The sequence below is a fragment of the Klebsiella sp. 141161 genome (assembly GCF_050600815.1).
Taxonomy (GTDB): Bacteria; Pseudomonadota; Gammaproteobacteria; order Enterobacterales; family Enterobacteriaceae; genus Klebsiella; species Klebsiella aerogenes.
The window spans coordinates 1-21,402 of sequence record NZ_JAQIRN010000003.1; the positions used below are offsets into that span (position 1 = coordinate 1).

Annotated in this window: 21 protein-coding genes and 2 tRNA genes; 15 read left to right on the plus strand and 8 right to left on the minus strand. The window is 55.1% G+C overall.

What is annotated here, in order from left to right; all coding sequences use genetic code 11:
* The first annotated feature begins 11 nt into the window (after positions 1-11).
* A tRNA-Asp gene (locus PGR79_RS08320) sits at positions 12-88 on the plus strand.
* Between the two features lie 167 nt (positions 89-255).
* Positions 256-1,059: a 2,5-didehydrogluconate reductase DkgB gene (gene dkgB / locus PGR79_RS08325; RefSeq protein ID WP_049061038.1), complete on the plus strand. Its 804-nt coding sequence runs from the start codon at positions 256-258 to the stop codon at positions 1,057-1,059.
* Positions 1,060-1,107: 48 nt separating this feature from the next.
* On the opposite strand, the gene yafC is transcribed toward dkgB, so the two are convergent.
* Positions 1,108-2,010, minus strand: coding sequence for a DNA-binding transcriptional regulator YafC (gene yafC, locus PGR79_RS08330; protein WP_123273271.1), 903 nt, complete (start codon positions 2,008-2,010; stop codon positions 1,108-1,110).
* 104 nt (positions 2,011-2,114) lie between these two features.
* On the opposite strand from yafC, the gene PGR79_RS08335 reads away from it, so the two are divergent.
* From PGR79_RS08335 to PGR79_RS08345, 3 genes are all read left to right on the plus strand, one after another.
* Positions 2,115-3,305, plus strand: a complete 1,191-nt coding sequence (locus tag PGR79_RS08335) for an MFS transporter (RefSeq protein WP_430915541.1) — start codon at positions 2,115-2,117, stop codon at positions 3,303-3,305.
* A gap of 103 nt (positions 3,306-3,408) precedes the next feature.
* On the plus strand, positions 3,409-4,206 hold the full coding sequence (locus tag PGR79_RS08340) for an endonuclease/exonuclease/phosphatase family protein (protein ID WP_430921720.1): 798 nt from the start codon (positions 3,409-3,411) through the stop codon (positions 4,204-4,206).
* 86 nt (positions 4,207-4,292) lie between these two features.
* The gene (locus PGR79_RS08345; RefSeq protein WP_430921432.1) at positions 4,293-5,063 is read left to right on the plus strand and encodes a class I SAM-dependent methyltransferase; all 771 of its coding nucleotides are present in this window, start codon (positions 4,293-4,295) and stop codon (positions 5,061-5,063) included.
* 54 nt (positions 5,064-5,117) lie between these two features.
* Here PGR79_RS08345 and mltD read toward each other — a convergent pair whose 3' ends face one another.
* Positions 5,118-6,485: a murein transglycosylase D gene (mltD, locus tag PGR79_RS08350; RefSeq protein ID WP_087859100.1), complete on the minus strand. Its 1,368-nt coding sequence runs from the start codon at positions 6,483-6,485 to the stop codon at positions 5,118-5,120.
* A gap of 71 nt (positions 6,486-6,556) precedes the next feature.
* Positions 6,557-7,312 (minus strand): hydroxyacylglutathione hydrolase, encoded by a 756-nt coding sequence (gloB, locus tag PGR79_RS08355; protein ID WP_430919352.1) that lies wholly within the window; start codon positions 7,310-7,312, stop codon positions 6,557-6,559.
* A 33-nt stretch (positions 7,313-7,345) separates the two neighbouring features.
* Here gloB and PGR79_RS08360 point away from each other — a divergent pair, with 33 nt between their 5' ends.
* Positions 7,346-8,068 (plus strand): class I SAM-dependent methyltransferase, encoded by a 723-nt coding sequence (locus PGR79_RS08360; RefSeq protein ID WP_047047163.1) that lies wholly within the window; start codon positions 7,346-7,348, stop codon positions 8,066-8,068.
* Here the strand turns inward: PGR79_RS08360 and rnhA are convergent.
* Entirely contained in the window at positions 8,065-8,532 is a 468-nt protein-coding gene (gene rnhA / locus PGR79_RS08365) for a ribonuclease HI (protein WP_015368126.1), read from the minus strand. The two genes, PGR79_RS08360 and rnhA, sit on opposite strands and share 4 nt — an antisense overlap.
* A gap of 64 nt (positions 8,533-8,596) precedes the next feature.
* Between rnhA and dnaQ the strand changes: the two genes are divergently transcribed.
* Complete coding sequence (gene dnaQ / locus PGR79_RS08370) at positions 8,597-9,328, plus strand: DNA polymerase III subunit epsilon (protein WP_015368125.1); 732 nt, start codon at positions 8,597-8,599, stop codon at positions 9,326-9,328.
* Between the two features lie 133 nt (positions 9,329-9,461).
* Positions 9,462-9,538 (plus strand) — tRNA-Asp (locus PGR79_RS08375).
* Between the two features lie 60 nt (positions 9,539-9,598).
* Here PGR79_RS08375 and PGR79_RS08380 read toward each other — a convergent pair.
* Complete coding sequence (locus tag PGR79_RS08380) at positions 9,599-10,480, minus strand: LysR family transcriptional regulator (protein ID WP_430921722.1); 882 nt, start codon at positions 10,478-10,480, stop codon at positions 9,599-9,601.
* Positions 10,481-10,583: 103 nt separating this feature from the next.
* On the opposite strand from PGR79_RS08380, the gene eamB reads away from it, so the two are divergent.
* A complete protein-coding gene (eamB, locus tag PGR79_RS08385; protein ID WP_430921434.1) occupies positions 10,584-11,174 on the plus strand; it encodes a cysteine/O-acetylserine transporter in 591 nt (196 codons plus the stop codon).
* A 30-nt stretch (positions 11,175-11,204) separates the two neighbouring features.
* Here the strand turns inward: eamB and PGR79_RS08390 are convergent, their stop codons facing one another.
* Both PGR79_RS08390 and fadE read right to left on the minus strand, forming a co-directional pair.
* Positions 11,205-11,975 (minus strand): amidohydrolase, encoded by a 771-nt coding sequence (locus PGR79_RS08390; RefSeq protein WP_430915545.1) that lies wholly within the window; start codon positions 11,973-11,975, stop codon positions 11,205-11,207.
* Positions 11,976-12,144: 169 nt separating this feature from the next.
* The gene (fadE, locus tag PGR79_RS08395; protein ID WP_047047387.1) at positions 12,145-14,589 is read right to left on the minus strand and encodes an acyl-CoA dehydrogenase FadE; all 2,445 of its coding nucleotides are present in this window, start codon (positions 14,587-14,589) and stop codon (positions 12,145-12,147) included.
* Between the two features lie 240 nt (positions 14,590-14,829).
* Between fadE and lpcA the strand changes: the two genes are divergently transcribed.
* A complete protein-coding gene (gene lpcA / locus PGR79_RS08400) occupies positions 14,830-15,411 on the plus strand; it encodes a D-sedoheptulose 7-phosphate isomerase (RefSeq protein WP_004099149.1) in 582 nt (193 codons plus the stop codon).
* A gap of 96 nt (positions 15,412-15,507) precedes the next feature.
* Positions 15,508-16,275, plus strand: a complete 768-nt coding sequence (locus tag PGR79_RS08405; RefSeq protein WP_015368120.1) for a class II glutamine amidotransferase — start codon at positions 15,508-15,510, stop codon at positions 16,273-16,275.
* On the opposite strand, the gene dpaA is transcribed toward PGR79_RS08405, so the two are convergent.
* The gene (dpaA, locus tag PGR79_RS08410; RefSeq protein WP_113374924.1) at positions 16,246-16,986 is read right to left on the minus strand and encodes a peptidoglycan meso-diaminopimelic acid protein amidase; all 741 of its coding nucleotides are present in this window, start codon (positions 16,984-16,986) and stop codon (positions 16,246-16,248) included. The two genes, PGR79_RS08405 and dpaA, sit on opposite strands and share 30 nt — an antisense overlap.
* Before the next feature lie 409 nt (positions 16,987-17,395).
* Here dpaA and PGR79_RS08415 point away from each other — a divergent pair, with 409 nt between their 5' ends.
* From PGR79_RS08415 to PGR79_RS08430, 4 genes are read left to right on the plus strand one after another with little or no spacing between them, the layout of a single operon-like run.
* The gene (locus tag PGR79_RS08415) at positions 17,396-18,742 is read left to right on the plus strand and encodes a Na(+)-translocating NADH-quinone reductase subunit A (RefSeq protein ID WP_213794308.1); all 1,347 of its coding nucleotides are present in this window, start codon (positions 17,396-17,398) and stop codon (positions 18,740-18,742) included.
* 3 nt (positions 18,743-18,745) lie between these two features.
* Entirely contained in the window at positions 18,746-19,984 is a 1,239-nt protein-coding gene (locus PGR79_RS08420) for an NADH:ubiquinone reductase (Na(+)-transporting) subunit B (protein ID WP_430921437.1), read from the plus strand.
* On the plus strand, positions 19,977-20,771 hold the full coding sequence (locus PGR79_RS08425) for a Na(+)-translocating NADH-quinone reductase subunit C (protein WP_430921439.1): 795 nt from the start codon (positions 19,977-19,979) through the stop codon (positions 20,769-20,771). The genes PGR79_RS08420 and PGR79_RS08425 overlap by 8 nt, the downstream gene beginning before the upstream one ends.
* A complete protein-coding gene (locus PGR79_RS08430; RefSeq protein WP_430921441.1) occupies positions 20,764-21,402 on the plus strand; it encodes an NADH:ubiquinone reductase (Na(+)-transporting) subunit D in 639 nt (212 codons plus the stop codon). The genes PGR79_RS08425 and PGR79_RS08430 overlap by 8 nt, the downstream gene beginning before the upstream one ends.

Consider the following 21,402-nt stretch of genomic DNA (forward strand, 5'->3'; position numbering starts at 1 on the left):
AAAAATTCGGTGGAGCGGTAGTTCAGTCGGTTAGAATACCTGCCTGTCACGCAGGGGGTCGCGGGTTCGAGTCCCGTCCGTTCCGCCACTTATTTGAAGCCCTGAGCATCTGCTCAGGGCTTTTTTGTTTTCTCCATTCTAATTATTGCTAAATCAGCAAAAATCCTCTGCATTTATCGATCTTTTTCCCAGCCCGATCTTCAACCATAATGGCCTCAGTTAAGCGAAATGAATAATTAACGAGGAACATCTATCATGGCAATCCCTGCATTTGGTCTTGGCACTTTCCGTCTGCAAGACGACGTAGTCATCAACTCTGTAAAAATGGCGCTGGAGCTGGGCTATCGTACTATCGATACCGCACAGATCTATGAAAACGAAGCCGCTGTTGGTCAGGCTATCGCGGAAAGCGGCGTGCCGCGTGATGAACTGTTCATCACCACCAAAATCTGGATCGAAAACCTGAGTAAAGACAAGCTGATCGCCAGCCTGAAAGAGAGTCTTCAGAAGCTGCGTACCGATTATGTTGATCTGACGCTGATTCACTGGCCGTCGCCGAACGATGCGGTTGCTGTTGAAGAGTTTATGGCTGCGCTGATGGAAGCGAAGAAACTGGGTCTGACCCGTCAGATCGGTATCTCTAACTTCACTATTCCACTGATGGAGCGTGCGATTGCCGCCGTTGGCGCTGAAAATATCGCGACCAACCAGGTTGAACTGTCTCCGTACCTGCAGAACCGTAAAGTGGTGGATTGGGCGCGTGAACACGGTATCCACATCACCTCTTATATGACTCTGGCCTACGGTAAAGCGCTGAAAGATGAAGTGATTGCCCGTATCGCGGCGAAACATAATGCGACCCCGGCACAGGTAATCCTGGCGTGGGCGATGGGCGAAGGCTATGCGGTTATTCCATCTTCCACCAAGCGTGAAAACCTGGCGAGCAACCTGAAAGCGCTGGATCTGAAGCTGGATGATGAAGATCGTAAAGCGATTGCCGCGCTGGATTGCAACGACCGACTGGTAAGCCCGGAAGGTCTGGCGCCGAAGTGGGATTAATCCACTGATTCCGGCAGACGGTTGATGCCGCTGCCGGATGATAGTTTTTTACAGCTCCTTCGGGAGCTGTTTGACATGCTCACTCAGAAAGTCAATAAATGCCCTGATACGCGTGCTGACGGCTCTATCACTGTAGTACACCGCACTGAAAGGCATCTCCACCGGCAAGCGCTTGTCGGCAAGTAGCTCCACAAACTCCCCGCTGGCAATCTCTTTATCCACCATATAATCCGATAGACAGGCAATACCATTGCCGCCAAGACAGAGCTGTTTTAGCGTTTCGCCACTGTTAGAGGTAATTTCGCAACCCACTTCCAGTAATTGTCCATCGTTGGCGGCAATAGGCCAGGTATTCAACGAGACGGGTTCGGTGAATCCCAGACAGAGATGATCCGCAAGATCTTCCGCATTTACCGGCGTGCCGTAGCGGGTGATATAATCAGGCGAAGCGATGATCTTACGGTAACTATTGAATAGCGGACGGGCGCGCAGGCTGGAATCTGTGAGGGTACCCGCGCGGATCGCAACGTCGACTTTGCGTTCGATAAGATTAATGAAGGTTTCCGAGGAGACCAGCGAGAGCGTCATTTCCGGATAACGTTCACGAAATGGTTTTACCAGCGGCATTAAAAAATGCAGCATCACCGGCGTGGCGGCATCAACGCGGAGCAATCCGCGAGGGGTGGTACGCGTCTCCAGAAGCTCATTTTCGGCAGCCGCCATTTCCTGCAACACCACCTGCATGCGGCGGAAATAACGCTCACCTTCTTCTGTCAGGCTCAGCTGGCGCGTGGTCCGGTTTAACAAACTAACGCCTAGCTTTGATTCCAGCTTTTTGACTGCCCGGCTGACGGCAGAGTTTGCCTGTCCGAGCTGCTCGGCCGCCCGGCTAAAACTGCCGCTTTCCACTACGGCGACGAAGATAGCGATCTCTTCTGACGTGGCTCTCATTGTTGCACCTATAGCAAAATTCTATTGAGATTTTGATGGTTTTTGTTATTTAAACATCCCTTCATACTACGTGTCATCTTAATCCTGATGCTACGGAGTAAATTATGCCACTGGCGCTACTTGCATTAACCATCGGTGCCTTTGCTATTGGCACTACCGAATTTGTGATCGTCGGTCTGGTACCGACCATTGCCGAACAACTGGCTATTTCGCTGCCGTCTGCGGGCCTGCTGGTTTCCATCTACGCGCTAGGCGTGGCGGTTGGCGCGCCGGTGCTGACCGCGTTAACCGGGCGCATGCCGCGTAAGCAACTCCTGCTGGCGTTAATGGTGCTTTTTACCGCCGGTAACCTGCTAGCGTGGCAGGCTCCGGGTTATGGCACTTTGATTGTGGCCCGCCTGCTGACCGGCCTGGCGCACGGCGTATTCTTTTCTATCGGCTCGACGATTGCCACCAGCCTGGTGCCAAAAGAGAAAGCCGCCTCGGCCATTGCTATCATGTTCGGTGGCCTGACGGTCGCGCTGGTAACCGGGGTGCCGTTCGGGACATTCATCGGTCAGCATTTTGGCTGGCGTGAAACGTTCCTCGCGGTATCGATTCTGGGCGTCATTGCGCTTATCAGCAGCCTGATCCTGGTACCAAATAATATTCCGGGCCGCGCCGGAGCTAGCCTGCGCGATCAGATGAAAGTTTTGACTCATCCGCGCCTGTTGATGATCTACGCGATTACCGCGCTGGGCTATGGCGGCGTGTTTACGGCGTTTACTTTCCTTGCGCCGATGATGCAGGACCTGGCTGGCTTTAGCCCGTCTGCGGTCAGTTGGATCCTGCTGGGTTACGGTATCTCTGTCGCTATCGGTAACGTGTGGGGCGGTAAGCTCGCTGATAAACATGGCGCTGTCGCCGCGTTGAAGTTTATCTTCGCTGCGTTGGTGGTACTGTTGCTGGTCTTCCAGTTCACGGCTAATCTGCACTACGCCGCTCTGGCAACGGTACTGGTGATGGGGATTTTCGCCTTCGGCAACGTTCCGGGTCTGCAGGTCTATGTGGTACAAAAGGCTGAACAGTACACGCCGGGCGCCGTTGATGTTGCTTCTGGTTTGAACATCGCTGCCTTCAATATTGGTATTGCCCTCGGTTCGGTCATTGGTGGACAGACGGTCGAGCTGTATGGTCTGGCGCAGACGCCGTGGATTGGCGCGCTGATTGTGCTGGTTGCTTTGCTACTAGTCCTACTGAGCGGTCGTTTAGATAAATCTCCACGCCGTTCGGCAGCCGTTTCTCTCGAAGGATAAGGCTTTCTCGCAAATTGCATTGAAAGTGTATGGGAAAATCCCTATAACAGAAGAACCAGCCGCAGTCGGGCTGGTTTCCTGTTATCGAGGTTGAATGCCCAAATTGCGAAAGAATACCTATGCCATGCGCTATGTCGCCGGACAACCCGCGGAGAGAATCTTGCCTCCGGGGGCGTTTGCGGGCGTCAGTCCGGTTTATCCCGCCGGCGCGCCGTTAAGCAGCGATGAGAAAATTCGCGTGCTGGTGTGGAATATCTTTAAGCAGCAGCGTGCAGAATGGCAGTCAGTGCTCAAAAATTTCGGCAAAGACGCGCATCTGGTCCTGTTGCAGGAGGCGCAAACCACCCCAGAACTGGTCAGGTTCGCGACTTCAAACTATTTGGCTGCCGATCAGGTGCCGGCGCTGGTATTGCCGCAGCATCCTTCCGGCGTGATGACGCTGGCCTCCGCTCACCCCATCTATTGCTGTCCCTTGCGCGAGCGCGAACCTATTTTACGTTTGCCTAAATCGGCGTTAGTGACCGTTTATCCGCTGCCCGATGCACGGATGTTAATGGTGGTGAATATCCATGCGGTTAATTTTAGTCTTGGCGTCGATGTCTACAGTAAACAGCTGCTGCCAATTGGCGATCAGATTGCCCATCACAGCGGGCCGGTAATCATGGCTGGTGATTTCAACGCCTGGAGCCGCCCGCGGATGAATGCGTTGTACCGCTTTGCGCGTGAGATGTCGTTACGCGAGGTTCGTTTCTCTGACGATCAGCGCCGCCGCGCGTTTGGTCGCCCGCTCGATTTTGTGTTCTACCGTGGATTAAGCGTGCACGATGCTTCCGTGCTGGTGACCCGCGCCTCCGATCACAACCCGCTACTAGTCGAATTCAGTCCCGGCAAGCCTGATTAATTAAGGTATGTCAGGCCTGCCATCGGGCAGGTCTGCGTTCAGCACGATGCTGCCCTTTATTACTCAAACCACCGAAGGACAACACAATGACAACACGCTCTCATCATGACAACGTCGAAAAGCAGTTTGGCTCACAGGCAAGCGCCTATCTGACCAGCGCCGTGCACGCCTCCGGGCGCGATCTGCAGCGTCTGGCGGAACGGCTGGCGGATTTCCCGCAGGCAACGTTGCTGGATATGGGATGCGGGGCAGGGCACGCCAGCTTTACCGCTGCCGGCCAGGTAGCGCAGGTTACCGCGTATGATTTATCGAGCCAGATGCTGGAGGTTGTCGCTCAGGCGGCAAAAGACAAAGGCTTTACCAACATTGTGACTCAGCAGGGGTATGCTGAAACGCTGCCGTTCGCCGACGCCAGTTTTGATGTGGTGATTAGCCGCTACTCCGCTCACCATTGGCATGATGTCGGCCAGGCGCTGCGTGAGGTGAAACGCGTGCTGAAGCCGGGTGGGGTGATGATCATCATGGACGTGATGTCTCCGGGGCATCCGGTGCGTGATGTCTGGCTGCAAACCGTAGAAGCGCTGCGCGACACTTCGCACGTGCGTAACTACTCCAGCGGCGAGTGGCTGGCGCTGGCCAATGACGCAGGTCTGGCGATCAATCATTTATTGACCGATCGTCTGCCGCTGGAGTTCAGCTCCTGGGTCGCGCGAATGCGCACGCCTGAAGTGCTGGTGGAGGCGATTCGCTTATATCAGCAGAGCGCATCGGCGGAGGTTAAAGCCTACTTCGAATTACAGCAGGATGGATCGTTTACCAGCGATACCATCATGTTTGAAGCGCATAAAGCAGTGTAACGCTGGCAATAAAAAAGGCACCGGGGAAGCGGTGCCTTTCTCATTATCCTGGAATCAGGATTCAGGTCTGTCGTTGTTTTTCACAAACAACGTCAGCTGATCCCCTGGCTTCAGGTTATCGGTATCGCTGTTCCAGCGCATAACGTCGCGGATATTGACGCCGTGGCGTTTTGCGATGCTCGACAGCGAGTCGCCCTTACGAACACGATAGGTGATGCTATCGCTGTTGTTCGCCAGACGTTGCGCACTGCTGCCTGCGCCGACAACCAGATTTTGCCCGACTTTAAGCCCAGAACCGCGCAGGTTGTTCCACTGCTGTAGATCCCTGGTGGTAACGCCGAGACGCGAAGCAATCCCGGAAATTGTGTCGCCAGAACGTACTTTATAGCTACGGCTGGTCAGCGGCGTATTGTCAGCAAGCTGCGTCGGCTGTACGGCGGCAATGTCGCCAGAGGCCAGAGATTCACGCAGTTGCGCTGCGTGCTTCTGAGGCACCATGACGTACTTTGGCCCGCTAGCGCCAAGCGTGGACCCCTTGACGCCGGCGTTGAAGGTTTTCAGCTTGCTAACCGGCATTCCTGCCATGTCCGCGAGCTGAGAAATCTCAACCGGGCTATCGAGGCGAACGCGCGCCAACGCCCGGCTTTCATCAGCCGTGGGCAGCTTCACGCCGTAACGCTTGCTGTTTTTGAGAATATCGCTCAAAGCCAGCATTTTTGGTACGTAGACCTTGGTTTCATGCGGCAGCGAGAGCGACCAGAAATCGGTGGGTTTACCACGCGAACGGTTCGCCTTCACGGCCTTCATCACCCGGCCTTCGCCGCTGTTATAGGCTGCGACGGTCAGTAACCAGTCGCCGTCGAACATTTTGTTCAGACGTTGCATCATGTCCAGCGCCGCGGTAGTAGACGCGACGACATCACGACGCGCATCGTAACTGCGGGTCTGTTTTAAACCATAATTGCGCCCTGTGCTCGGAATGATCTGCCAAATGCCTGCGGCATTGGCGCCAGACGTTGCGTGTGGGTCAAAAGCGCTCTCCACTATGGGTAGTAATACCAGTTCCATTGGCATGTTACGTTTCTTAACTTGCCCGGCTATCCAGTACATATACGGTTCAGCCCGTAAAGTTACATCGTGGAGATAGCTCTTATTACGTAAGTACTTCTGTTTCTGTTCGCGAATCCGGGGGTTTTCCGGAATTCCCATCTTTAGCTCGTCGCTTATGGAAGTCCACAGATCCTGGTCTTGCGCGTAGAGGGTTCCATCATCTAACCATCGCGCCTGACTTGTGAACTTGCCTGCTTCCCCTTGACCAGCTGCAGAAAGGCTCTGTGCTCGCTGCTCTACGGTGCCGTCGTGCTTCGACGCCTGGCACCCTACCAGCAGGACAGAGGCGAGTAATATCGCTCGTGCCTTCATGTGTGTGTCAATAGTTGCTTAAAAGACGAGCAAGGATAACGGTGAAGGCCGAGGATGACAAGCGTTAAATCTCAGAAGTCATCTTTCTTTGACCTTAACCATGCAAATCTCTGCGCTGAGTGTTGCAAATTTGTTTCTTTGGATATTTCTTTAATTAAATCATTGTCATCCGTACGTAAAAATAAATTTATACGGCGTTCATTTTTCAGAGTAACGGGTAGTGTCTTTTGGTTTTTTGCGCGTAACTCATTAACTTTATGGTAGTAATCCTTTATATCCATATCATCTGGCAGGATACTCAATGCAAACTTCATGTTTGCTAAAGTGTACTCATGTGCGCAACAAATTAGTGTGTCATCGGGAAGGGCGTTTATTTTCATAAATGATTGATACATTTGGTCTGCTGTACCTTCGAACAATCTGCCACAGCCTCCGGAAAACATTGTATCGCCACAAAATAGATAAGGTTCGCTGTAGAAACAGATATGTCCTAATGTGTGACCGGGAGTGGAGAAAATAGAAAATTCGCGGCCCAAAACAGTAATGCTATCGCCATCAGATACAATATCCGTGCTTCCCTTATCCTGGGTTTCTGCCGGCCCGTAAACCACAAGTTGCGGGAACTTTTGCCGCAGTTCTTTCACGCCGCCAACATGATCGTGGTGGTGGTGGGTTAACAAAATCGCTTCTGGCTGCCAGCCGTTTTCTTCAATGGCCGCGAGTACCGGCGCGGCTTCGCCCGGGTCGACTATCACACAACGACGGTTATCGTCGCTAAGAACCCAGATGTAGTTGTCCTGAAATGCAGGAATACTGATAAGATTCATAAATTACCTCTCAAAGCGTTGCGGAAGGTTGCGATGAAGCCGGCAAGGATACCTCATACAATTACAGCTCCAGAGCATTGGTCCAGTATGCCGTGGGGTGAATACTATCGCGAGTCGCTGGAACGGCATATGAAACCGTGGCTGGCTAAATTATATGGCTTTCATCTACTTAAGATTGGCAATCTGAGCGCGGAAATCAATACCGAAGCCTGCGCGATCTCCCATCAGGTGAACGTTTCGCTGGGGGGAAGTCCTATCCAGGTCAAAGCCGACCCACTCTATCTTCCTTTCGCCGCCAAATCTGTGGATGCCTGTTTACTGGCGCATACTTTGCCATGGTGCAGCGATCCGCACCGGCTGTTGCGGGAAGCTGACCGCGTACTGATTGACGATGGCTGGATGATTTTGACCGCCTTTAATCCGATGAGCCTCGTCGGATTGCGCAAGGTGACGCCGATTCTGCGAAAAACTATCCCCTATAACAGCCGCATGTTTACCATGACGCGACAGCTTGACTGGCTGGCGCTGCTCAATTTTGAGGTGCTGCACTACGGTCGCTATCAGGTGCTGCCCTGGTCGAAGCAGGGGGGAAAAATGTTAAGTACTCATCTGCCGGCTTTGGGGTGTTTGCAGATGATCGTCGCGCGGAAAAGAACCATTCCGCTGACGCTAAATCCGATGAAGTCCGGGAAGGCGAAGACGCAGCTGCGTCCGGCCGTTGGCGCCACCAGGCAGTGGCGCGACGGGGGAAATTAGCTTTCCGGCTGGTAGCCGACGTCGTCCAGCGTGGGGTTAGACGCCGCAGCGCGCGCGAGTTCGTCACAGCGTTCGTTTTCCGGGTGCCCGGCATGGCCTTTGACCCATTCCCACTTAATTTGATGCTGGCCGAGAGCGGCATCAAGACGTTTCCACAGATCGACATTTTTAACCGGCTTTTTGTCCGCGGTTTTCCAGCCGCGTTTTTTCCAGTTATGGATCCACTGGGTTATCCCCTGGCGGACGTACTGGCTATCGGTGCTTAGCACCACTTCGCAATGCTCTTTAAGCGCTTCGAGAGCGACGATGGCAGCCATCAGTTCCATGCGGTTGTTAGTCGTCAGGCGGTAGCCCGCGCTGTAGGTTTTTTCATGCTGGCGATAGCGCATAATAGCGCCGTAGCCGCCAGGCCCTGGATTCCCCAGGCAAGAACCATCGGTGAAAATTTCTACCTGTTTGAGCATCTCTGGTAGACTTCCTGTAATTGAAATCGATATGTAAACGACAAGTCTGACATAAATGACCGCTATGAGCACTGCAATTACACGACAGATTGTTCTCGATACCGAAACCACCGGTATGAACCAGATCGGCGCCCACTATGAAGGGCATAAGATCATCGAGATCGGCGCCGTAGAGGTGATCAACCGTCGCCTCACCGGTAATAACTTCCATGTTTACCTGAAGCCCGACCGGCTGGTGGACCCTGAAGCCTTCGGCGTTCACGGTATTGCCGATGAATTCCTCATGGATAAGCCGACATTTGCCGACGTTGCCGATGAGTTCATGGAGTATATCCGCGGCGCGGAGCTGGTCATCCATAACGCATCGTTCGATATCGGCTTTATGGATTATGAATTCAAAAAGCTGAACCGCGGCATTGAGAAAACGGAGACCTTTTGTAAGGTCACCGATAGCCTGGCGCTGGCACGTAAGATGTTCCCCGGCAAGCGTAACAGCCTCGATGCGCTCTGTTCACGTTATGAGATAGACAACAGCAAGCGTACGCTGCATGGGGCGTTGCTCGATGCCCAGATACTGGCCGACGTCTATCTGATGATGACCGGCGGGCAGACCAGCATGGCGTTTTCGATGGAAGGGGAAGGCCAACAGCAGGCCGGCGATATTGGAATACAGCGCGTTGTCCGCGCCGCCAGTAAATTACGCGTGGTTTATGCCTCTGACAGCGAGCTGGCGGACCATGAATCGCGTCTCGATCTGGTGCAGAAGAAGGGCGGAAGCTGCCTGTGGCGCGCCTGATTAGCGGCAATATGCGCTAAAAATAGGCGGGCGGGCTAATTTTGCAGCAAACGATTCAAAAGTGAAGAAAAAGCGTTGACGACGATGTAGGGAAAACGTAATATTCGCCTCGTTCCCAACGGAACAACAACGCGGAGCGGTAGTTCAGTCGGTTAGAATACCTGCCTGTCACGCAGGGGGTCGCGGGTTCGAGTCCCGTCCGTTCCGCCACTATTCAGAAGGCCTGAATCAGCAATGATTCAGGCCTTCGTCGTTTGGGGGAATTATCATTTAATCCGCCCCTAACGCCTCCTCAACACACTGCATAAATACCCGCATTGCCGGGCTGACCACTTTACCGGCGTGATGGGCGCATATCGCGTTAATAGTGAGTGGAATATCGCTGAACGGGAGTTCAACCAGCGTTCCGCACTTAAGCTCTTCCTCAACGGCGAAACGCGGCAGATAGCTGACGCCAAGATTGCTCGCCACGCACTGCTTAATACTTTCGATACTCCAGAGCTCAATGGTATTTTCCAGGGTAATGGCGCGCTGGCGCAGCGTGCTTTCAAAAATCTGCCGAAATACGCACTGTGGCTCATTGATAACAAAACTCAGCGGAATATGTTGCCCGCAGCGGGTAAAATCGACCGCCGGATGCTGCGGCGAGGCGACCAGCGTCAGCGACTGCTGGCCAAAGCTTTTCATGGTTAACGCGTCATCGTTGCCAACCCGATAAAATACGCCTAAATCGGCGCTATCGTTGAGTAGCGCATCGCGGATGACATAACAGTTGAGCGACTGCAGCGATAAGCGTACCTGCGGGGCCCGTTGTTTAAAGCGCTGTAGCACCTGTGGCATTTTATAGGCCAGCAGGGTTTCCCCACAGGCAACGCGCAGCTCGCCAGCCGGTTCGCCATCCTCGCGAGCCGCCTCACGAATGGTTTCCATCACCCTCGCCAGTTCATGAACGTGCGGCAATACCTTTTTACCGGATTCGGTCAGACACATGCGGCGACCAATTTTTTCAAACAGCTGAACGGCAAGCTCTTGCTCAAGCTGTTGAATATGAAAGGTCACCGTGGATTGTGTACAGCATAGCTTTTGCGCCGCGCGTAAAAACGAGCCTTCTTCCACTACCGTCTTGAGAGTAATAAAACGCCGCAGATCCATTTCGCCACCAACTATCGAAAACATCGAATTCAGAATCAAAAAACATTCATTTTTTTAAATGAATGGCATCGGGTACTGTCTGCCAAAACGAAGGAGAAGACAAGTGACCCCAGCTTTGATTAGTGCTTTTTTGACTTATACCCTGATAACCGCGCTGACTCCCGGCCCCAATAATATTCTTGCCCTCAGCAGCGTCACCTCCCATGGCTTACGCCGCAGTCTGCGGGTGCTGGCGGGGATGAGCATTGGTTTTATTATCACTATGCTGATTTGCGCGGCTTTAACCTTTTCGCTGGTGGAACTCGACTCGCGATTTACCCGGATATTGGGATGGATTGGCGCGGCGTATATCCTGTGGCTGGCCTGGCAGATAGCCAAAAGCAAACCGGGGGCAGGCGCGCTGAGTACAGAGCCGGTGGGTTTCTGGGCGAGCCTGGGCCTGCAATTCGTCAACGTAAAAATTATTCTGTATGGCATCACCGCGCTCTCTACCTTTGTCCTGCCCGTTACCCGCGAGCCGGTTTGGCTCATCGGCGTGAGTCTGCTGCTGGCGGCGATTGGCGTGCTGGGAAATCTGTGCTGGGCGCTGGCGGGGCATCTCTTTCAGCGCCTGTTTTTGCTGTACGGGCGCCAACTAAACTGGGTGTTGGCAGCGTTATTGGTCTACTGCGCTCTGCGGATCGTGGTGGAATAAAAAGGGAGCGCGGCGGCTCCCGAAAGGTGATTAGCCGATCGTGAAGGGATCGGCATCCTGCCAGGCCGGAAATTTCTCGCGATACTCCTGCAGCGCGGCCAACGACAGATCGGCATCGAGCCGCGTCGCCTGATGCGGTTCGGCGGTGGCGATAATCTCTCCCTGCGGGCTAATGATACGGCTATCGCCCCGATAGTGGTGGCCGTTGCCATCGGTGCCGACGCGGTTGCAGCCGGCGACGTAGGCCTGGTTTTCAATGGCTCTGGCGACCAGCAGCGATTGCCAGTGTAGCGAACGCGGGGCAGGCCAGTTAGCAACATACAGCGCCAGGTCGTAATCGTTGTGGTTACGCGACCATACCGGGAAGCGCAGGTCATAGCACACCAGCGGCAGAATCCGCCAGCCGCGCCATTCAAAGACCACTCGTTCGGTTCCTGCCTCATAATGGTGATGTTCATCCGCCATGCGGAACAGGTGACGCTTATCGTAAAAATGCGTTTTACCGCCGGGCTCTACCAGCAGAAAGCGGTTCACCGGGCCGCGGTCGGTCTGCAATGCCGCGCTACCGGCAATCAGCGCGTTGGTCTGCTCCGCTTTCGCCTGCATCCACTCAACGACCTCTTCCTGCGGCATCGACTGCTTCGCCGCTTCCATGGCAAAACCAGTAGTAAACATCTCAGGCAGTACAATGATGTCGCGCCCGCTCACTTCTTCCAGCTGACGATCGAAATGGCGCAGGTTGGCGGGACCATCCATCCACACCAGCGGTTGCTGCAACAGCGTAATTTTCAAGCCAGGCACAGTGGTGAACTCCATTATAAAGAGGGCGTTTAGATAATTTTAATACCATATCAGCAGCGGGAGGCGGCATGGAATATTTTGTTAAAAAAATGCTACTTTGGCGGGGGAGTAACAAAAGAAAAGGCGGGGAAATTCCCCGCCTTCGTCGTGATGTGCAGTATTGCTTTTATTATGCCGCTTCAATCTTGCGGATTTTTTCCGGCAGCTTTACCGGTTTGGTCGCCAGTTCATCCGCCGCGAAATCATCAACGTTAATACTGCGCAGACGGCTGGTTTCTGCACGGGTCAGGATTGCGGCTTCCTCCTGATTAATTAACCCTTTGGCCAGCGCATTAGTGGCCAGCTCATCCAGGCGGGTGAACGGCAGATTTTTACCCAGCTCTTTGCAGATGCGTTGGTGGATTGGATCCGCCGCCATCACATCCAGCAGCGCCTCTTCCAGCAGGCCAACCGGGTTATGTTCGCTTGGCGTCAGGTACTGACCGCGACCGATACGAGAGCGGGTCGCGCTCGGAACCTGCAGGATTTTCGCCACTTTATGATCCAGCTTATCGGACGGCGCATCGTAGTGACGGCCGGTCGGGAAGATGGCGAGACGCAGCGCGCCTGCGACAAAGCGGTTCGGGAAGTTCTTCAGCAGGTCATCGATAGCCTGCTCCGCCTGATACAGCGCATCCTGCACGCCCCAATGGACCAGCGGCAGATCCGCTTCATTACGGCCTTCATCGTCATAACGTTTCAGCACCGCCGATGCCAGATAAAGCTGGCTCAGCACGTCGCCGAGACGCGCGGAGATACGTTCGCGACGCTTCAGGCTGCCGCCCAGCACCGCCATTGATACATCCGACAGCAGGGCCAGGTTGGCGCTCAGGCGGTTCATGTGCTGATAGTAGCGGCGCGTGGTGTCACGGGTCGGCGCGCTGCTGGTGCGGCCGCGAGTCAGGCCCAGCCAGAAGCTGCGTACTTTGTTGCTACCAACGTGGCCGATATGTTTAAACAGCAGCTTGTCGAAGGCGTTAACGTCATTGTTCTGCGCGGCGGCCATCTCATCCAGTACATACGGATGGCAGCGAATCGCCCCCTGACCAAAGATCATCATGCTGCGGGTGAGGATATTCGCCCCTTCAACGGTAATGGCGATCGGCGCGCCCTGATAAGCGCGGGCAAGGAAGTTGCCTTCGCCCAGCATGATGCCTTTACCGCCGGTAATATCCATAGCGTCAATGATTGAACGCTGGCCGCGGTGTGTACAATGATATTTAACGATTGCCGACAGCACCGCCGGTTTCTCGCCAAGCATAATCCCGTAGGTAATCAGCGAAGCGGCGGCGTCCATTACGTAGGCGTTACCTGCGATACGCGCCAGCGGCTCTTCGATCCCTTCCATTTTACCAATCGAGATTTTGAACTGACGGCGAATGTGGGCGTAGGCGCCCGTCGCCATGGCGACGGATTTCAGGCCGCCGGTGGCGTTGGACGGCAGAGTAATGCCGCGACCCACGGACAGGCACTCAACCAGCATACGCCAGCCCTGGCCGGCCATGCTCGGGCCGCCGATGATGTAATCGATCGGTACGAAAATATCTTTACCGCGAGTAGGGCCGTTCTGGAATGGCACGTTCAACGGGAAGTGACGACGGCCAATTTCCACGCCCGGCGTTGAGGTAGGGATCAACGCGCAGGTGATACCGAGCTCTTCCTCGCCGCCCAGCAGACGGTCCGGGTCAGAGAGTTTGAAAGCCAGGCCCAGCACGGTGGCGATCGGCGCGAGGGTGATATAGCGCTTGTTCCAGGTCAGGCGCATACCCAGCACCTGCTGACCCTGCCAGTCGCCCATACAGACTACGCCGGTATCCGGGATCGCGCCGGCGTCGGAGCCCGCTTCCGGGCTGGTCAACGCGAAGCATGGGATCTCCTGACCACGCGCCAGGCGCGGCAGGTAGTGATTTTTCTGCTCTTCGGTACCGTAATGTTGCAGCAGTTCGCCCGGCCCTAAGGAGTTAGGCACGCCGACGGTGATCGCCAGGATCCCGGAAACGCCGGACAGCTTTTGCAGCACGCGAGACTGGGCATAGGCGGAAAACTCCAGCCCGCCGTACTCTTTCTTAATGATCATCGCGAAGAAGCGATGCTCTTTCAGGTACGCCCACAGCTCCGGCGGCAGATCCGCCATCTCATGGGTAATTTCGAAGTCGTTCGCCATGCGGCAGGCTTCTTCTACCGGGCCGTCGATGAAAGCCTGCTCTTCGGCGGTGAGGCGCGGCTGCGGATAGTTATGCAGCTTGTGCCAGTCCGGGTTGCCGCGGAACAGATCGCCTTCCCACCAGGTGGTGCCGGCATCGATGGCTTCTTTTTCCGTACGCGACATCGGCGGCATTACTTTACGGAAAGCGCGGAATGCCGGGGCGGAGAAAAGGGATTTACGCATCGGCGCAAAGTTGAACGGCAGCAGGATAATCGCCAGCGGCAGCAGCAGCCAGATATTCCACAGCCCCGCCACGCTGAGCGCCGCGGTCCAGGCGAGCAAAATCACGCTGCTGAGAAGCAGGCTGACTCGGTGATAGAAGAGCACGCCGAGTAACACTACGGTTGCAACAATACTCAAAATCATCATAGAGAAATGCTCCCTTATCTTGTAGGAGGTCTGACCACTTGTGATGTATTGGTTGTAGTGGATGTAATTTGTTTTAGCAATGTGTTTACAAAATAATTACAACCTTGCTCACATTGTTGGCTGGAAAAGCGGCACGTAAAATCAAAAGGACGGGGGATAACGTCGCCTGCTGCTTCTCGCTTCGGCGGCTATCCGGTACACTGCCAGGGTTATTCCAACCAATACTGAAGGATTATCCTCATGTACCAGGATCTTATTCGTAACGAACTGAACGAAGCCGCGGAAACGCTGGCCAACTTTCTGCAGGACGAGGCCAACATTCATGCTATCCAACGCGCGGCGGTACTGCTGGCGGATAGCTTCAAAGCTGGCGGTAAAGTGCTTTCCTGCGGCAACGGCGGTTCTCATTGCGATGCGATGCATTTTGCGGAAGAGCTGACCGGGCGTTATCGCGAAAACCGCCCTGGTTATCCGGCGATCGCTATCTCTGATGTCAGCCATCTGTCCTGCGTGAGTAATGATTTTGGCTATGAATACGTCTTCTCCCGCTACGTTGAATCGGTTGGCCGCGCAGGCGATGTTCTGCTGGGGATCTCCACTTCCGGCAACTCCGGCAACGTGATCAAAGCGATTGAAGCCGCTCGTGCGCAGGGAATGAAAGTGATCACCCTGACCGGTAAAGACGGCGGCAAAATGGCGGGTTCCGCCGATGTTGAAATCCGCGTACCGCATTTCGGTTACGCCGATCGCATTCAGGAGATTCACATTAAGGTGATTCATATTCTGATTATGTTGATCGAAAAAGAGATGGTTAAAGCTTAACTTGCCATGATGACGGCGCCGTGGCTTCCATGTTGAGGAGCCGCGGCGACAAGGCTTTAGCGGCAGGATATTTTGTGCAGTGGTATGAGGTGATCTATGTGCGAATTGCTCGGGATGAGCGCCAATGTGCCGACCGATATCTGTTTTAGCTTCTCCGGGCTGGTTCAGCGCGGGGGCGGCACCGGGCCGCATAAAGACGGCTGGGGCATTACCTTTTACGAAGGGAAAGGGTGTCGCACATTTAAAGATCCGCAGCCGAGCTTTCAGTCGCCGATAGCCAAACTGGTACAGGATTATCCCATCAAATCCTGTTCCGTCATCGCCCATATCCGTCAGGCTAACCGCGGCGAGGTGGCGCTGGAAAACACCCATCCGTTTACTCGCGAGCTGTGGGGGCGCCACTGGACCTACGCCCATAACGGCCAGCTCAAAGGTTATAAATCGCTGAAGACGGGGAATTTCCGCCCGGTGGGCGAGACCGACAGCGAAACGGCTTTCTGCTGGCTGTTGCACCGTTTAACCGAGCGCTATCCGCGCACGCCGGGCAATATGGTCGGCGTGTTTAAATACATCGCGACGCTGGCGGGCGAAATGCGTGAGAAGGGCGTGTTTAATATGCTGTTATCGGACGGGCGCTATGTAATGGCGTACTGTTCAACCAACCTGTACTGGATCACCCGTCGGGCGCCGTTTGGCGTGGCGAAGCTGCTGGATCAGGATGTGGAAATTGATTTTCAACGTGAGACCACACCAAACGATGTGGTCTCCGTTATCGCCACTCAGCCGCTGACCGGCAATGAGGCCTGGAATAAAATCATGCCAGGCGAGTGGGCGTTATTTTGCCTCGGGGAGCGTATAGTTTGAGGCCAGCTGCGGCTGGATAACCTCGTGGCTGAGCGGCTTGCTGACGATATAGCGGCCATCCATCACCGAAACCACCGGCGGTTTGTGGGTCTGCTGGAAGTAGTCATAGCCTGGCTTCAGCTGCTTCCAGAAATCCGAATAGTACGAGAACTTATGCCGCGCCATGTTGGCGTCGGTCATCCGGAACGGATAGATGCTGACCTGCACGCTTGGCTGGCCAAATACCAGCGCGCCGGTGACAAACTGGAAGATCTCGTCAATGCCGGTGTCGGTCATCGCGTAGCAGCCGACGGAAACGCAGGCGCCGTGGATCATCAGGTATTTACCTTCATAGCCGTGCGCGCGATCGTAGGCATTCGGGAAGCCGATATTGATCGCTTTATAAAAGCGGCTGTCTGGTTTTAGCTGACTGCGCGAGACGTTATAAAATCCTTCCGGACTTTTAAAATCGCCCTGGCGTTGCTTCGGCCCGAGGCCGCCGGAGTAGTTACAGATCCGGTAGCTATCGAGAAGCTGGTAGGTTTCGCCCATTTTGACATAGAGATCGAGCATCCGCTCTTCTTTGAAGATCTCAATATAAACGGGGGAGCCCATTAACTGCTGTTTATATTCTTTGCTAACCGGCGTTGTCGGGCTGTTACTGCTGAGTAACCCAGCAAATGACACGCACGGCAACAGAAGCATCGCAATAAAGAATGCGATTTTGCGCATACTGCTTGTTCCTTGATAAAACAAAAAACCACATGCCAGGACGGCAAGAGATACCCGAAATCAGAGTTTTCTGGATTTAGAGCGCTCACATTAGCATCACGGCAGTTTTTCGCAAGCACGGTGTGGCTGCGTTTACAATTTAATGTTCCTTTATAGCGAATATTGCCGCAAAGCGCAGTGAGAACTTGGCGCAATAGCTCGCATTTTAGAAGCACTTATTGGCGCTTTTCCTACTTCTGCCACTCACAAAATGTTACACTCCCGCCGTTTATGACCAGGGTAAGAAAGGATGCTTCTCTCCCGTCTTGTGCCCCCGTGGCACCGCTATTCCTTTCTTATTCTGATATTCCATCAATAATGCTGGCCTCGGCTTGAGCCGGGGTTTAGGTTACGGATACCTGCTAACGATATGATTAAAATCACGAAAGGGCTGGATTTGCCCATAGCTGGCATGCCATTACAGCAGATCTCGTCCCGGCCTGCGGTGAAACGCGTCGCGCTGCTCGGCGAGGAGTACGTCGGCATGCGCCCCTCGATGGCGGTGAGCGAAGGCGATCGGGTGCAGAAAGGCCAGGTGCTGTTCGAAGACAAAAAGAACGCCGGGGTACGTTTTACCGCGCCAGCCAGCGGGGTAGTTAGCGCCATTCATCGCGGCGAGCGCCGGGTGCTGCAATCGGTGGTGATTGACGTCGACGGCAGTAATGATGCGGTGTCGTTTACCCGCTACGCATTAGAAGATCTTAACGATTTAGCGCGGGAAGCGGTGCAGCAACAGCTGCTGGACTCCGGGCAGTGGACGGCGTTTCGTACCCGTCCTTTCAGCAAAATTCCCGCGCCGGATAGCGTTCCGGCGGCTATTTTCGTCACCGCTATCGATACCAACCCGCTGGCGGCTGAACCGCAGCCGATTATCCTGGCCCAGCGTGAAGCCTTTGATGCCGGTCTGACGGTGCTGACGCACCTGACGGACGGTAAAGTCCACGTCTGTCAGGCCAGCGGCGGCAAGCTGGGCGGCCATCCCGCCGGGCAGGTGACATTCAACCAGTTTAGCGGCCCGCATCCGGCAGGTCTTGCCGGTACGCACATTCACTTCCTTGAGCCGGTCAGCCTGACCAAACAGGTCTGGCATCTCAACTATCAGGAGGTCATCGCCATCGGCAGACTGTTCCTCGACGGCGAGCTGTACAGCGAACGCGTCATTGCCCTTGGCGGCCCGCAGGTAAAACAGCCGCGATTGCTGCAAACCTGTCTCGGCGCCAGCCTCGATGAACTGCTGGCGGGCGAGCTGGTGGATGATGAAAACCGGGTAATTTCCGGTTCAGTCTTGAGCGGCACCCATGCCTGCGGCCCTCACGCTTTCCTCGGGCGCTACCATTTGCAGGTCAGCGTGGTACGAGAAGGCCGTGAAAAAGAGCTGTTTGGCTGGGTGATGCCGGGCAAAGAGAAGTTCTCGATTACCCGTACCACCCTTGGTCATTTCTTTAAGCGCAAGCGCTTTAATTTCTCCACTGATACTAACGGCGGTGAGCGGGCGATGGTGCCGATCGGCAACTATGAGCGGGTAATGCCGCTGGATATTCTGCCGACCATATTGCTGCGCGATCTGCTCGCCGGCGATAGCGATAGCGCCCAGGCGCTGGGCTGTCTGGAGCTGGATGAAGAAGATCTGGCGCTCTGCACCTACGTTTGTCCGGGCAAATATGAATACGGCCCGGCGCTGCGCAGCGTGTTAACCCAGATTGAGCAGGAAGGATAAGAGATGGGCTTAAAGCACCTGATTGAGAAACTTGAGCCGCATTTCACCCACGGCGGCAAGTTAGCAAAATATTACCCGCTGTATGAAGCGGCGGCGACAATCTTCTACACCCCGGGTTTAGTCACCCGCGGCGCCGCGCACGTACGTGACGCCATCGACCTCAAGCGGATGATGATCCTCGTCTGGTTTGCAGTGTTCCCGGCGATGTTCTGGGGCATGTACAACGTCGGCTTGCAGACAATTCCGGCGCTGCACAAGCTATACGGCGCCGAACAGCTGCAGCAGGTGATTGCCAACAACTGGCACTATAGCGTTGCCCAATGGTTAGGGGTGAGCTTCAGCGCCGATGCCGGGTGGCTCAGCATGATGACGCTGGGGGCGGTATTTTTCCTGCCTATCTACCTGACCGTATTCATCGTTGGCGGTTTTTGGGAAGTACTGTTCGCGATTGTGCGCAAACATGAGATCAACGAAGGCTTTTTCGTTACCTCGATTCTCTTCGCGCTGATTGTGCCGCCCACGATGCCGCTATGGCAGGCGGCGCTGGGGATCTCCTTCGGCGTGGTGATTGCCAAAGAAATTTTCGGCGGCACCGGGCGCAACTTCCTCAACCCGGCGCTGGCGGGGCGCGCGTTTCTGTTCTTTGCCTACCCGGCGCAGATTTCCGGCGACCTGGTATGGACGGCGGCGGACGGTTTTTCCGGCGCGACGCCGCTCTCCCAGTGGGCCAGCGGCGGCGGTGAAGCGCTGGTTAACGTCGCCACCGGCATCCCGGTGAGCTGGATGGACGCCTTCCTTGGCAATATTCCCGGCTCGATTGGCGAAGTGTCGACGCTGATGATCCTCATCGGCAGCGCGTTCATTATCTTTGCCCGTATCGCCTCCTGGCGCATCGTCGCCGGGGTGATGGTCGGCATGATCGCCACCGCCACGCTGTTTAACTTTATCGGTTCCGATACCAACCCCATGTTCTCGATGCCGTGGTACTGGCATCTGGTGCTCGGCGGTTTCGCCTTCGGCATGATGTTTATGGCGACTGACCCGGTATCGGCTTCCTTTACCGATAAAGGTAAATGGAGCTACGGCCTGCTGATTGGCGTGATGTGCGTACTGATTCGCGTCGTCAACCCGGCCTATCCGGAAGGGATGATGTTGGCGATTCTGTTCGCCAACCTCTTTGCGCCGCTGTTCGATTACCTGGTGGTGCAGGCCAATATCAAGCGGAGGAAGTCGCGTGGCTGAGAAGAAAAGTAACGATAGCATCGGCAAAACGCTGCTGGTGGTGCTGGTGCTTTGTCTGGTGTGCTCCATTGTGGTCGCCGGTTCCGCCGTGGGCCTCAAGTCGCGTCAGCAGGAACAACGCGCGCTGGATAAACAGCGCAATATCCTGGCCGTCGCCGGCCTGATGCAGCAGGGGATGGATGCTGACGCGGTGGCGGAAACCTTCGCCGCGCGCATTACCCCGCGGCTGGTCAATCTGGCGACCGGCGAACTGCTGGATAAAGACCCGGGCAAATTTAATCAGGCTCAGGCGCTGAAAGATCCGCAGCAGAGCATCGCGCTCGACGCCAGCCAGGATCCGGCCGGGATTAAACGCCGCAGCAACCTGGCGGAAATTTACCTGGTGCGTGACGCGCAGCAGCAGATCCAGGAAGTCGTGCTGCCTATCTATGGCAATGGCCTGTGGTCAATGATGTACGCCTTCGTGGCGCTGGACGTCGATGGGCGTACGGTGAAAGGCATTACTTACTACGACCAGGGCGAAACACCGGGGCTGGGCGGCGAGGTGGAAAATCCGAACTGGCGTCAGCAGTTTGTCGGTAAGCAGGTGCTGGATGACAACGGCATGCCGTTTCTGAAGGTGGTAAAAGGCGGCGCGCGCGCAGGCGATCTCCACGCGGTTGACGGTTTATCCGGCGCCACGCTGACATCAAACGGCGTGCAGCATAGCTTTGATTTCTGGATGGGCGAACTGGGCTTTGGTCCGTTCCTGAAAAAGGTTCGTGAGGGAGAGCTGAATAATGGCTGAACAGAGCGATATGAAAGAGGTGAAGCGCGTGCTGGTGGGGCCGCTTATCGCCAATAACCCCATCGCCCTGCAGGTGCTCGGCGTCTGCTCCGCGCTGGCGGTGACTACCAAACTGGAAACCGCCTTCGTGATGACCATTGCGGTGACGCTGGTGACGGCGTTTTCCAGCATGTTTATCTCTATGATTCGCCACCATATTCCCAATAGCGTACGTATCATCGTGCAGATGGCGATCATCGCCTCGTTGGTCATCGTGGTGGATCAGCTGCTGCGGGCTTTCGCCTATGAGACCTCTAAGCAGCTGTCGGTGTTCGTCGGGCTTATCATCACGAACTGTATCGTGATGGGGCGTGCCGAAGCTTATGCCATGAAATCGCCGCCGCTGGCCAGCTTTATGGATGGTATCGGTAACGGTCTCGGTTACGGCGCGATCCTGATTGTCGTCGGCTTCCTGCGCGAGCTTATCGGCAGCGGCAAGCTGTTCGGTATCACCGTACTGGAAACGGTGCAGAACGGCGGCTGGTATCAGCCGAACGGCCTGTTCCTGCTGGCGCCGAGCGCGTTCTTCATTATCGGTTTGCTGATTTGGGCCCTGCGTAGCTGGAAGCCTGAACAGCAGGAAAAGGAGTAA